General features: G+C 71.1%; 9 protein-coding genes and 2 pseudogenes. 5 read left to right on the top strand and 6 right to left on the bottom strand.

The genetic code is table 11. The annotated features are described in order from the left end of the window. Positions 1–64: 64 nt before the first annotated feature. From AC3EO4_RS24655 to AC3EO4_RS24665, 3 genes are all read left to right on the top strand, one after another. Positions 65–520: a universal stress protein gene (locus AC3EO4_RS24655; protein WP_431898048.1), complete on the top strand. Its 456-nt coding sequence runs from the start codon at positions 65–67 to the stop codon at positions 518–520. 414 nt (positions 521–934) lie between these two features. Then, complete coding sequence (locus tag AC3EO4_RS24660; protein ID WP_379568846.1) at positions 935–1,792, top strand: PAC2 family protein; 858 nt, start codon at positions 935–937, stop codon at positions 1,790–1,792. A 1,114-nt stretch (positions 1,793–2,906) separates the two neighbouring features. Next, positions 2,907–3,404 (top strand): hypothetical protein, encoded by a 498-nt coding sequence (locus tag AC3EO4_RS24665; protein WP_379568848.1) that lies wholly within the window; start codon positions 2,907–2,909, stop codon positions 3,402–3,404. Here the strand turns inward: AC3EO4_RS24665 and AC3EO4_RS24670 are convergent. The 3 genes from AC3EO4_RS24670 to nirD are packed head-to-tail and all read right to left on the bottom strand — an operon-like array spanning position 3,311 to position 5,594. Beyond that, on the bottom strand, positions 3,311–4,090 hold the full coding sequence (locus tag AC3EO4_RS24670) for a sirohydrochlorin chelatase (RefSeq protein ID WP_431898051.1): 780 nt from the start codon (positions 4,088–4,090) through the stop codon (positions 3,311–3,313). The two genes, AC3EO4_RS24665 and AC3EO4_RS24670, sit on opposite strands and share 94 nt — an antisense overlap. Beyond that, positions 4,087–5,253 (bottom strand): uroporphyrinogen-III synthase, encoded by a 1,167-nt coding sequence (locus AC3EO4_RS24675; protein ID WP_431898053.1) that lies wholly within the window; start codon positions 5,251–5,253, stop codon positions 4,087–4,089. The genes AC3EO4_RS24670 and AC3EO4_RS24675 overlap by 4 nt, the downstream gene beginning before the upstream one ends. Beyond that, positions 5,250–5,594 (bottom strand): nitrite reductase small subunit NirD, encoded by a 345-nt coding sequence (gene nirD / locus AC3EO4_RS24680; protein ID WP_379568854.1) that lies wholly within the window; start codon positions 5,592–5,594, stop codon positions 5,250–5,252. Before nirD ends, AC3EO4_RS24675 begins: the two co-directional genes overlap by 4 nt. A 122-nt stretch (positions 5,595–5,716) precedes the next feature. On the opposite strand from nirD, the pseudogene AC3EO4_RS24685 reads away from it, so the two are divergent. Both AC3EO4_RS24685 and AC3EO4_RS24690 read left to right on the top strand, forming a co-directional pair. Beyond that, positions 5,717–6,334 (top strand): annotated as a pseudogene (locus AC3EO4_RS24685) (RNA-guided endonuclease InsQ/TnpB family protein); the annotation flags it as partial. A gap of 3 nt (positions 6,335–6,337) precedes the next feature. Beyond that, positions 6,338–6,511: pseudogene (locus AC3EO4_RS24690) on the top strand (zinc ribbon domain-containing protein); the annotation flags it as partial. Between the two features lie 250 nt (positions 6,512–6,761). Here AC3EO4_RS24690 and nirB read toward each other — a convergent pair. The 3 genes from nirB to AC3EO4_RS24705 are packed head-to-tail and all read right to left on the bottom strand — an operon-like array spanning position 6,762 to position 12,534. After that, a complete protein-coding gene (gene nirB, locus AC3EO4_RS24695; RefSeq protein WP_431898055.1) occupies positions 6,762–9,200 on the bottom strand; it encodes a nitrite reductase large subunit NirB in 2,439 nt (812 codons plus the stop codon). Then, the gene (locus AC3EO4_RS24700; RefSeq protein WP_431898057.1) at positions 9,197–10,597 is read right to left on the bottom strand and encodes an FAD-dependent oxidoreductase; all 1,401 of its coding nucleotides are present in this window, start codon (positions 10,595–10,597) and stop codon (positions 9,197–9,199) included. The genes nirB and AC3EO4_RS24700 overlap by 4 nt, the downstream gene beginning before the upstream one ends. After that, positions 10,594–12,534 carry a molybdopterin oxidoreductase family protein gene (locus tag AC3EO4_RS24705; protein WP_431898216.1) on the bottom strand — a complete coding sequence of 647 codons (1,941 nt, stop codon included), beginning with the start codon at positions 12,532–12,534 and terminating at the stop codon, positions 10,594–10,596. The genes AC3EO4_RS24700 and AC3EO4_RS24705 overlap by 4 nt, the downstream gene beginning before the upstream one ends. Positions 12,535–12,616 lie beyond the last annotated feature (82 nt).

Here is a 12,616-nt window from a genome sequence, read left to right on the forward strand (position 1 = left end):
GGTCAAGCTTAACGGGCGCTACCCTGTCGACAATTGACGCTGCGTCCAATTGGGGGTCGCCCTCATGACCTACCGCACCGTGCTCGTCGGCACCGACGGGTCCACCTCCTCCTTCCGCGCCGTGTCCGCCGCCGCCTCGCTGGCCGCCGCCACCCGCGCCACGCTCGTCCTGACCTGCGCGTACCTGCCCATGCGTGAAAGCTCCCGCGCGGCCGCGGCCGACGCACTCGGCGACCTGGCCTACAAGGTCAGCGGATCCACCCCCGCCGACGACGCCCTGCGCGCGGCCCGCGAACACGCCGTTGCGGCGGGGGCCACCGACATCGTGCTGGCCGCCGAGGAGGGCGACGCAGTGGACGTGCTGGTCAAGATGGCCGACCGGCACCGCGCGGACCTGCTCGTGGTCGGCAACCGCGGCCTCAACAGCCTGGCGGGACGGTTGCTCGGCTCGGTCCCTTCCAACGTCTCCCACCGCGCCTCGTGCGACGTCCTGATCGTCCACACCACCTCGGGCCGCTGACCCCTGCACGTCCGCGCCACTTCGGCCGACATCTCCTCGCACATCAGCCCCGCCTCGGACCACCGCCCCCTCCCGCACGTCCCCACCACCTCGTGCCACCGATCCCTTCGCACGTCCGCGCCGCCTCGGGCCACCGATCCCTTCGCACGTCCGCGGCACCTCAGGTCGCCGATCCATCCGTACGGCAAGCAGGGTCGAGGCCACCCCGGTCACCGGTGACCGCCCGTCTTTCACGCCCGCTCCAGCAGGACTCCGGCCGATCTTCCAGACGTCGCGACCCCCGCGTTCAAGGGCCTTTCGCACTCCTTTCACGCCCGTCCGAGGCGCCGAGAATTACGCCGGTGGAGATCAGTGACGTAAAGCGCCACTCACCGCATAGGCTTAGGCGTTGAGAACAGCGAGAGGAGGCGGCGCGTGATCGAGCTCGAAGGGCTCCCCGAGCTCGTCGATCCGGTGCTCATCGCCGCGTTCGAAGGGTGGAACGACGCAGGTGAGGCCTCCAGTGGCGTCATCGCGCACCTGGAGAGCGAATGGAAGGCCGAGCCGCTGATCGCGCTGGACCCGGAAGACTATTACGACTTCCAGGTCACGCGCCCCATCGTGGAGATGGGTGACGGGCTGACCCGCTCGATCGTCTGGCCGACGACCAGGTTGTCCCTGGCCCGCCCACCGGGCGTGGAGCGTGACGTGGTGCTACTGCGCGGCATCGAGCCGAACATGCGGTGGCGCGGCTTCTGCGACGAGATCGTGGGCGTCTGCCACGAGCTGGGCATCGAGATGACGGTCATGCTGGGCGCGCTGCTCAACGACTCCCCGCACACGCGTCCCGTGCCGATCGTGGGGTCGGCGACCGAGGAGGGTCTCGCCCGCTCGGTCAACCTGGAGCTGAGCCGCTACGAGGGACCGACCGGCATCGTGGGGGTGCTGCAGCACGCGTTCGGCGCTGCGGGGCTGCGGGCCATCTCACTGTGGGCGTCGGTGCCGCACTACGTCGCTCAGCCGCCCAACCCGAAGGCGACACTCGCGCTGCTGCGCAGGGTGGAGGACGTGCTGGAGATCCCCGTGCCGCTGGGCGACCTCGTGGAGGAGGCCCGCGCCTGGGAGAACGGCGTGGACGAACTCGCCTCGCAGGACAGCGAGGTGGCGGAGTACGTCAAGGAGTTGGAGGAGCGCAAGGACGCGGCCGAACTGCCCGAGGCGTCGGGTGACGCGATCGCGGCCGAGTTCGAGCGTTACCTCCGCCGCAGAGACACCGACCCCGGCGACCAGTAGCCCAGCGGGCGCACGCCGTCCTGATGGCCCAGGCGTCACCCATGGGCGGACCGTCCTCGCGGCGGCGGTGAGCCTTGTACGCTCTGTAAGCCGGCAGCGCCGGCCGCATCGCCTCGACCCAGTACGGGTGTGAGTGGCGGGCGATCAGCAGTGGCGCGCCCCAGACCGATGGTGCGTGAGAGGCGGGGTGCCCCAAACCGAGGGACGCACGAGAGGCGGCCTGCCCCAAGCCGAGGGACGCGCACCAGGCGGCCCGCCCTAAGCCGAGGGGCGCGTAGCGGTGGCCCACCCCAAATCGAGAGACGCGCGCCAGGCGGCCTGCCCCAAACCAAGAGACGCGCACCAGGCCACCCACCCTAAGCCGAGGGACGCGTAGCGGTGGCCCACCCCAAATCGAGAGACGCGCAGGCAGCCCGCCCCAAACCAAGAGACGCGCACCAGGCCACCCACCCTAAGCCGAGGGGCGCGTTAGTGGTGGCAGACCGGGGGGTGCGCGGTGCCTGCGTGGGCGACAAGTGCCGGTGTGTCGCGGAGGGGGCGCTTCGTCGTCACACGTGCTGGTTGCCGCCACTTACTCGCTTGGGGCTGACCCGGGCGCATGCTGTCGCCCGCACGGAGCGGGGTGCGCGGGGGCGGTGGAGAGGTCGGGTGGGACAGGAAGTTCGGCGGGCGATTTCGAGTGATCTTTTTCGCTCTCCCGAACGAGATTCGACAACTCGGTGGTGTGCGGGAAGTCCCCGTCCGCAAAGGGGCTTTCGCGGTGGCCGTTAAGCGACAGAGCATGAAATATCCGCCTTGCAGCAGGTCCGCGCACCTGCGAACCCTTCAGAACGGGCGGGCCGCGACGACACTGCCAGGGAAGTTTCAGGATTCAATCACCGATATTCTCAGCCGTTTCGGGCAATAATCGGTGCCCCGCGCGTTTCGACCCGGAATGCGTGGAGTTGGAACGCCAACCCGCAACGATTGAATAACCAGGAGAAACACGCTCTGCAACGTCCCCCCATTCCGGCACGGCCACGTTGAACCTACCCATGTGACTGCGCACGTTAGGGCAACCATGGCTACTTCCCATGTCGATTCGCACCAGAGAAGTCAGGACACCAGGCGCCGCGTGCTGGAGATGGCACTGTCGCTGAGGGAGGAGCGGGGCGGAGGCCCTGTCGACCTCTTCCTCGCCCTGCTTCAGGACCGGCTCCCGCTCTGGCTGCGGATCTTGCACGACCTGTCCCACCTCGTGGGGAAAGGACAGGTGAGCGACAACCTGCTCCCCATCGCGAGAGCGGGCATCGACTACTACCTGGAGGTCCAGTCGGCGGCGCTGCCCGCCTTCACCTCGCCTTCGGTGACGGTCCGCTTCCGCGAGGCCGTCCGCGACAACGGCCTGGGCCCGATGGCCGAGATCGTGCCGCTGGCCGACTACCTGGAGGCCGAGCAGCGGCTCGGCAGGGTGGCGCCGTCGGTCGATCCCGTGGGCAGCGCCAGGCTGCTGCTGGCCGGGTGCTTCCAGCACGCCTACTACGAGATGTTCGTCGGCGCGGACGCGGGGCCCTCGCGGGACGCCAGCGCCGAGGAGATCGTGAAGGAGCTGAGGCTGGAACCCGCCGCCTGATCGTGGCGTGCCCACACCAGGGCGGCCAGGTCGGGGTCCGCGCCGATCGGTTCGGTGACCACGTCGGCGCCGGCGCTGACCAGCTTGTCGTGGAAGAAGCCTGGCGCGATCAGGTAAGAGGCGAGGACGACGCGAGGGGCGGGGCCGCGCCGCATGCGGTCCAGCCCCTCGTTCACTGCGGGGCTGCCTCCGGCCGCGAAGGCGGCGGTGACCGGGCGCGAGAGCCGTACGGCGAGCAGCCGGGCGGTGGATCTGACGTCGGACAGGGCCGCGGGGTCGGAGGAGCCTGCCGCGGCGAGGACGACCGCGTCGGTGGCGCGCAGTCCCGCCCTGGTGAGCCTGCGGACCAGCGCGCGGGTGAGCAGCGGATGCGGGCCGAGCGGCGCGGTGACGGTGGCGTCCGGCCTGGTCGCGGCAACGACGTTCGGCAGGTCGATGTGGACGTGGTAGCCGCCCGCGAGCAGCAGCGGAACGACGGTGACAGGCCCTGGAAGGTCCGGCAGGACGTCCGCGAGGAGCGGCTGGCTGATCTCCAGGTAGGCGAGCTCGACCCGGCGGCCCTCGCGCAGGTGGCGCACGGCGTCCGCGAGTCTGGCCAGCGTCCGCTCTCCCGCCGCGCTGCGCGTGCCGTGGGCGGCGATGACGAGCGTGCCCTGCGATCTCCCGTACGGCCGGGCGAAGGTCACAGGCCGTCCTCGCGGTGCGTGGCCAGCCGGTAGCCGCGCTTGACCACCGTCTCGACGATGCCACCTGGTCCGAGGGCTCTGCGCAGCCGCGTGACGGCCATCTCGACCGCGTGCTCGGCCGAGTCGCGGGACGCTCCGCCCGGCAGTACCGTGCGCAGCTCTGAGCGGGGTACGACGTGACCGGGCTTGTCGGCCAGCCGCTTGAGTACGGCCATGGGCGCGGGCGGCAGCGGCTTGAGCTCGCCGTCCACGGCGACGGCGTGGCCGCGGATCTCGAGGCCGTGGCCGCCTGCCATCAGCCTGGTGACGCCGTGCTCGGGCAGGTGCCTGGCCAGGACCCTGGCGAGCGCGCCGAGCCTGGAGCGCTCCGGCTGGATCACCGGCACGCCCTTGGACACCAGCGGCTGGGCGGTCACGGGGCCGACGCAGGCGGCGACGACCCTCCCGCTGAACGCCGACAGCAGCGCGTCGTCGAGCCCGTCGGCGCGGGCGGAGCCGAGCATCGCCAGGACGGCGGGCGCGCTGGTGAAGGCGACCGCGTCGACGCCGCCGGAGATGGCCTGGCTGACCAGGCGGCGCAGCGGCGAGATGTCCCGGTAGGGCAGCCAGCGGTAGACGGGCACCTCGATGACCTCGGCGCCCGCGGCGCGCAGTTCGGCGACGAACTCCGTCAGAGGCTCCCCGTGGAGCTGGACGGCGATGCGGCGGCCGCGCAGGTCCTGGGCGAGCAGGTGCTGCTTGACCTCCTCGCAGGATTCGGTGGCGGGTGTCCAGTGGTCGTTGAGTCCCGCGGCGCGCACCGCTCCCCTGGCCTTGGGTCCGCGGGTGAGCAGCCTGGCGCGGGTGAGGTGCCGCGACAGCTCGGCCGACAGGCCCCAGCCTTCGGCGGCGGCCATCCAGCCGCGGAATCCGACGCCGGTGGTGACGACGACGTCGTCGAGCGGGGCCTCCAGGCTGTGGCGGGTGGCCGCGAGCAGGTCGGTGTCCTCGGCGAGCGGGACGAGCCTGATCGCGGGGGCGCTGACCACGCGGGCGCCGCGCCTTTCGAGCAGGGCGCAGAACTCCTCGCGCCGCCTGGTCGCGGTCACGCCGATGGTGAAGCCCGCCAGCGCGTCGGGTGCGGTCTCGGGCGATCTCGGCTCTTCCACGGTCAGGGCGCTCAAAGCCCCACCTCCACTCTGCCGTCGTTCACTCGGGTCGGATAGGTCGGCACGGCGACCGAGGGGTCGTCCAGGCACTGCCCTGTGACCAGGGAGAAGACCTGCTTGTGCATGGGTGAGGCGACGGTGGGCTCCTCGCCTCTCGAGCCCACGATGCCGCGGGACAGAACGTGTGCGCCGGTGAAGGGGTCGAGGTTGCCGATGGCGTGGACGTGGCCGTTGTGGGTGCGGAACAGCGCCACCTGCCGGCCGTCGACGAGGGCGCACACCCCCCGCTCCGGCAGAAGGACGGCGTAGGCACAGACGGGGACCCAAACGCGCGTGGGGAGTTCGGCGACGGTCATCGGAACTCCTGAAGCGTGGAGACCCCGGGCTTCAGCCCTGGGGAGGAAACGCGGCACGGTGCCACACCTTCCGTTCGAACAAACACGCGATACTCAGCTGATCGTGCGGTAGAACGTGTGTCGTGGCGCAGAGCGTGAAGCGGGCGTTCAAGTACCGCTTCTACCCGACGCCCGAGCAAGCCTCTGAGCTTGCCCGGAGGTTCGGCTGCGCCCGCCTCGTCTACACCAAGGCGCTGGAGGAGCGCACCCGCGCCTACACCCAGCAAGGGCGCCGCATCTCCTACGTGGAGTCGTCGGCCGCGCTGACCGAGTGGAAACGCACCGACGAGCTCGCGTTCCTGAACGCGGTGTCCTCGGTCCCGCTCCAGCAGGCGCTGCGTCACCTGCAGGCCGCCTTCGCCGACTTCTTCGCCAAGCGGGCCAGGTACCCGGCGTTCAAGTCCCGCAAGAAGTCGCGGCTGTCGGCCGAGTACACCCGCTCTGCGTTCACCTTCCGCGATGGGCGGCTCACCCTGGCCAAGATGGACGGGCCGCTGGACATCGTGTGGTCGCGTCCGCTTCCCGAGGGCGTCGAGCCGTCCACGGTGACGGTGTCGAAGGACGCGGCCGGACGCTGGTTCGTGTCCATCCTCTGCGAAGACGCGATCCGGCCGCTCGATCCCGTGGCGCGGTCGGTCGGCGTGGACGCGGGTATCACCGCCCTGGTGACGCTGTCGACCGGAGAGAAGGTCGTCAACCCTGGTGGGCGGAAGCTGGTCGTGATCGACCGCTGGTTTCCCTGCTCCAAGCTGTGCTCGACGTGCGGCCTTCTGCAAGACACGATGCCGCTGAACGTCCGGAGCCGGGAATGCGTGTGCGGCGCGTCCCATGACCGGGATGTGAACGCGGCCAGGAACATCCTCGCGGCCGGGCTGGCCGAGAGGTGAAACGCCTGTGGAGCCGGCGTGAGACCCGAGCAGCGCAAGCTGGGCGGGCGGCCGGCGGTGAAGCAGGAAACCCGACCCGCGAGGGTTGGAGTCCCCCGGCTTCAGCCGTGGGGAGGAGGTCAACTGTGGTGCTCCTTTCCGGTCGTTTCGGGGGGCGACGAGGTTGCGGGTGGCCTGATCGGGTCTGGTCGGTTGCGGGTGGGCGACGCAGGGCGGGTGGGCGGCGGTTTGGTGGGGGCGGTCAGGTGGCGAGGGAGGAGCTCAGGCGGTCCAGCGGGATGAGGACGGGCTTGATCTGGTCGCGCTCGGTCTCGAAGACGATCGACGGGTCGGGCGTTCCCGGGGCGTTGACGAAGCTGACGAACCTGCTGAGCTTGTCCGGGTCCTCGATCGTGGTCCGCCACTCGTCGACGTAGGTCGCCACGTGCCGTTCCATCTGCGCGTCGAGCGAGTCGCAGATCCCGAGCGAGTCGTCCACGATCACCGCCCGCAGGTAGTCGAGGCCGCCTTCCAGCGACTCCACCCACGCCGCCGTGCGCTGGAGCCGGTCGGCGGTGCGGATGTAGAACATCAGGAACCTGTCGATGACCGTGATCAGCTCCTCGGTGGACACGTCGGAGATCAGCAGGTCGGCGTGGCGGGGCTTGAAGCCGCCGTTCCCTCCGACGTAGAGGTTCCAGCCCTTCTCGGTGGCGATGATCCCGAAGTCCTTCGACCTGGCCTCGGCGCACTCCCTCGCGCAGCCGGACACCGCCGACTTCAGCTTGTGCGGGGAGCGCAGGCCCCGGTAGCGCATCTCGAGGGCGATCGCGAGGCCGACCGAGTCCTGCACGCCGTACCTGCACCAGGTGGAGCCCACGCAGGACTTCACCGTGCGCAGCGCCTTGCCGTAGGCGTGGCCGGACTCGAAGCCGGCGTCGACCAGGCGCTTCCAGATCTGCGGAAGCTGCTCGACGCGGGCGCCGAACAGGTCGATCCGCTGACCGCCGGTGATCTTGGTGTAGAGGCCGAAGTCGCGGGCGACCTCGCCGACGACGATGAGCTTCTCCGGGGTGATCTCGCCGCCGGGGATGCGCGGCACGACCGAGTAGGTGCCGTTCTTCTGGATGTTGGCCAGGAAGTGGTCGTTGGTGTCCTGCAGCGCGGCCCGCTCGCCGTCCAGGACGTGCCCGTTGTGCAGGGAGGCGAGGATCGAGGCGACGGCGGGCTTGCAGATGTCGCAGCCCCTGCCCCTGCCGTACAGGCCGATCAGCTCGGAGAAGGTGGTGATCTCCCGCACGCGGACGATGTCGAACAGCTCGGCCCTGCTGTGGTCGAAGTGCTCGCACAGCGCCTTGGACAGCTCGACGCCGGACTTCTCCAGCAGCCGCTTCATCAGCGGCACGCACGACCCGCAGGTGGTCCCCGCCCTGGTGCACGCCTTCAGCCCGGGCACGTCGGTCACTCCGTCGCAGATCGCGGTGCGCAGGTGTCCCGCCGTGACGTTGTTGCAGGAGCAGACCTGGGCGTCGTCGGGCAGGTCGAGGCTGACCGCCGAGCCGGTGAACAGCAGGTCGGAGGGCGCCGCCGGCAGCGGCTTGCCGACGAACGGCTTCAGCGTCGTGTACGGCCCCGCGTCGCCCACGCAGATGCCGCCGAGCAGCGTCTGGGCGTCGTCGGAGACGAAGAGCCGCTTGTAGACGCCGCCGACGGGGTCCATGTAGGTGACGTCGAGCGCCCCCTCCATCGCGCCGAACTGGGCCACCTCGACGCCGAGGAGCTTCAGCTTGGTCGACAGGTCGGCGCCGTCGAAGCGGGAGGCGCCGCCGAGCATGCGGTCGGCGGCCACCTCGGCCTGGGTGAAACAGGGTCCGACCAGCCCGTAGACCATGCCGCCGACCAGGGCGCACTCCCCCACCGCGTAGATGGAGGGGTCGCTGGTCCGCATGCCCTCGTCGACGGCGACGCCGCCGCGCTCGCCCACCTCGAGGCCGCAGTCGCGGGCCAGCTCGTCGCGCGGCTTGATGCCGGCGGAGAAGACGACCACGGAGGCGTCGATGGTCCGGCCGTCGCTGAGGACGACCCTGTCGGGCTCGATGGAGGCCAGCGAGACGCCCGCGTGGACCGACAGGCCGAGCCTGGAGATGTGGCCCTTGAGCACCGCGCCGCCGCCCTCGTCGACCTGGCGCGGCATCAGCCAGGGGCTCAGCTCGACGATGTGGGTCTCGAGGCCGAGCCCGCGCAGCGCGTCGGCGGCCTCGAGGCCGAGCAGCCCGCCGCCGACGACCACGCCGCGGGTGGCGTGGGAGGCGGCCGCCCTGATCAGTTCCAGGTCGTCGATCGTGCGGTAGACGAAGGCGTGCGAGGCGCCGGGCACCGGCGGCACGAACGGCGCGGAGCCTGTGGCCAGCACCAGCGTGTCATACGGCTCGGCGTGCCCCTCCGCGGTCGTGACGACCTTGGCGGCCCTGTCGATGCCCGTGACGCGCGCCGACAGTCGCGTCACGACGCCCGGAAGGTCGGGAAGCCTGAGGTCGGCGAAGTCGGTGCCCGTCAGGTAGGAGGTGAGCGCGACCCGGTCGTAGGCGGGCAGGGACTCCTCGCCGAAGATCGTGACAGACCCGTCGAAGCCCCTGCTCAGCAGGGTCTCGACGAGCCTGTGCGCGGCGGGACCGTAGCCGGCCACGACAACCCTGTTCATGCGGAAACCCCCTCTTGCTCGCACAGCCAGCCGACGATGCCCTCGACGGCGTCGCGGCAGGTGCCGCAGCCGGTCGTGGCCCTCGTCGCGGCCGCCACCGCTGTCACGTCCCGCGCGCCGGACTCCCAGCACGCTCTGATCTGGCCCTTCGTCACGTTGTTGCACTGGCAGACCTTGGCCGAGTCGGGCATCCTGACGGGGCTGTCGGCCACCGGAGCCCCTGACAGGCCGGGGAACAGCAGCCCCGCCCGGTCGCCGGGCAGCGGGCCTCCCCTGTCGAAGAGCTGGGTGAGGGTACCGACGGCGGCGCTCTCGCCCAGCAGGATCGCGCCGACCAGCCGCCCGTCGCGGATGACGAGCTTGCGGTAGGTCCCCTTCGCCCTGTGGCTGAAGCGCACCACCTCGGCGTGCTCCTCGGTCAGGTGCGTCTCGCCCATCGCGGCCAGCTCCACGCTCTTGGCCTTCAATCGGGTGACCAGGCGGGAGCCGCGGTAGCGGGCGTCCTTGGCGGCGCCGGTGATCACGTCCGCCACGACGGAGGCCTGCTCCCACGCCGGCGCGACCAGGCCGTAGACGACGCCGTCGTGCTCGGCGCACTCGCCGATCGCGAAGACGGCCGGGTCGTCGGTGCGCAGCTCGTCGTCGACGACGACGCCGCGCCGCACCTCCAGGCCCGCCTGCTCGGCCAGTTCGGTCTCGGGCCTGACGCCGCAGGCCAGCACGACCAGGTCGCCCTCGGCGAGGGTGCCGTCGGCCAGCCGTACGCCCTCGGGCAGGATCTCGGCCGCGCTGACGCCGGTGCGGATCTCCACGCCGAGGCCCGCGAGCGTCTCGCCGAGCACGAGCCCCGCCTCGGCGTCGAGTTGACGCTCCATCAGGTGGTCGGCCAGGTGCAGCAGCGTGACCGGCAGGCCGCGGCCCGCGAGGCCGCGGGCGGCCTCGATGCCGAGCAGCCCTCCGCCGATCACGACCGCCCTCGCGCTGGTACGGCTGGCCGCCAGGATCGCCTGGCAGTCGTCGAGCGTGCGGAACGGCACCGCCCTGTCGACACCCGGGATCGGCGGCACGATGGCCTGGCTGCCGGTGGCCAGCACGAGCACGTCGTACGGTGTGCGCCGCCCGTCCTCGGAGATGACCGTCCTGGTCTCCCTGTCGATCTGGACGGCGCGGGTGCCGAGGAGGGCCTCGACGTCGTGCTCGCCGTACCAGGTGGGGTCGAGCAGGCGCACCTGGTCGGGCCCCGAGCTCCCGGCCAGGACGTTCGACAGCAGCACCCTATTGTAGGGCTGCCAGGTCTCGGCCCCGAACACCGTGATCTTGATGTCCTTGTCGCGGGCCCGCACCTCACCGACCAAGCGGGCGCCCGCCATGCCGTTGCCGATGACCAGGAGTCTCATGCCACCTTCTCCAGCTTCACTGCGCACACCTTGAACTCGGGCATCCTCGACGTCGGGTCGAGCGCGGGGTTGGTGAGGCGGTTGGCCCCCTCCCAGTGGAAGGGCATGAACACGGTGTCGGATCTGATCGCGTCGCTGATCCTGGCCACGCCCTCGACGGTGCCGCGCCTGCTGCTGACCCGCACCAGATCGCCCGCGGCGATCGCGAGCTGCTCGGCCAGGTCGGGGTGGAGTTCGACGTACGGCTCGGGCGAGGCTTCGACGAGCGGCGCGATCCTGCGGGTCTGGGCGCCCGACTGGTAGTGGGCCAGGACCCTTCCGGTGGTGAAGTAGACGGGGTAGTCGGCGTCGGCCTCCTCGTCGGCGGCCCTGTGCTCGACGGGGACGAAGCGGGCGAGCCCGTCAGGAGTGTGGAAGCGGTCGAGGAACATGCGCGGCGTGCCGGGGTGGTCTGGAGCGGGGCACGGCCAGAACACGCCGTCACGCTCGTAGGTGATGCCCGCGTAGTCGGCGGTGCCGCCCTGCGAGGCGAGGCGCAGCTCGTCGAAGACCTCGCGCGGCTCGGCCGGCCAGTCATGGCCGAGCCGCCGCGCGAGCTCCTGAATGATCTCCAGGTCGGTCTTGACGCCCTCGGGCGGGTCGATGGCCTGGCGGCGCAGCTGGACCCTGCCCTCCAGGTTCGTCATGGTGCCGTTCTCCTCGGCCCACTGGGTGCTCGGCAGCACGACGTGGGCGATGCGCGCGGTCTCGCTCGGCACGAAGTCGACGACGACGAGCAGGTCGAGGGCCTTCAGCCGCTCGGTGACGCGCGCGGAGGCGGGGGCGGAGACGACGGGGTTGGACCCGAACAGCAGCATGGCCTTGGGGCCCTCCTCGGTGCCGAGCGCGTCGAGCAGCTCGTAGGCCGAGCGGCCGGGCCCCGGCAGCGAGTCCGGGTCGACGCCCCACACGGACGCGACGTGCGCGCGGGCGGCCGGGTCGTCGATCTTGCGGTAGCCGGGAAGCTGGTCGGCCTTCTGGCCGTGTTCCCTGCCGCCCTGCCCGTTGCCCTGCCCGGTCACGCAGCCGTAGCCGGAGCCGGGGGTGCCGGGGAGTCCGAAGGCGAGGGCCAGGTTGATGAACGCGGTCACGGTGTCGGTGCCCTTGGCGTGCTGCTCGGCCCCGCGCCCCGTCAACACCACCGCTTTATCTGCATTTTTCAGCATCTGTACGGCTTGGCGCATGGCGGCGACCGGCACCCCCGTCAGGCGTTCGACCCTCTCGGGCCACCAGGAGGAGACGGACGTGCGAACCGCGTCGAACCCGGTCGTCCGGCGCCCGATGTAGGCCGTGTCGACCGCGTCCTCGGCGATCGCCAGGTGCAGCAGGCCGAGCGCGAGCGCCAGGTCGGTGCCGGGCGTGGGCTGCAGGTGCAGCGCGGCCAGCCTCGCCGTCGCCGTACGCCGGGGGTCGATGACGATCAGCGCCGGCGCGGTGAACTGCCTGACCAGCGGCGGCATCGTCTCGGCGGGGTTGCCGCCCGCCACCAGCACGACGTCGGCCTCGGCCAGGTCGGTGACGGGGAACGGCATGCCCCTGTCCGCGCCGAACGCCCTGATCGAGGCCGCCGCGGCCGACGACATGCAGAATCGGCCGTTGTAGTCGATCTGGCTGGTACCGAGCGCGACGCGGGCGAACTTGCCCAGCTGGTAGGCCTTCTCGTTGGTGAGCCCTCCCCCGCCGAACACCGCCACTCCGTCGGGGCCGTGGGCGGCGCGCACCTCCGCCAGGCGAGCGGCCACGTGGTCGAGCGCCTGCGCCCACGTGGCGGGCCTGCCGTACAGCAGCGGGGTGGTCAGCCGGTCGGGGCTGGAGAGGAGTTCGGCCGCGGTCCAGCCCTTCTGGCACAAGGCGTCGGTGGCCTCGACGGTGACGCTCTCTCCCGGGGTCAGCGTCATGCCGCACTGCAGCGCGCAGTACGGGCAGTGGGTCAGGGTGGGGGCGGTCACGTGATCGATGGTGCTTTTGGGCCGTTTCACA

It is taken from the genome of Nonomuraea sp. bgisy101, from assembly GCF_057708945.1.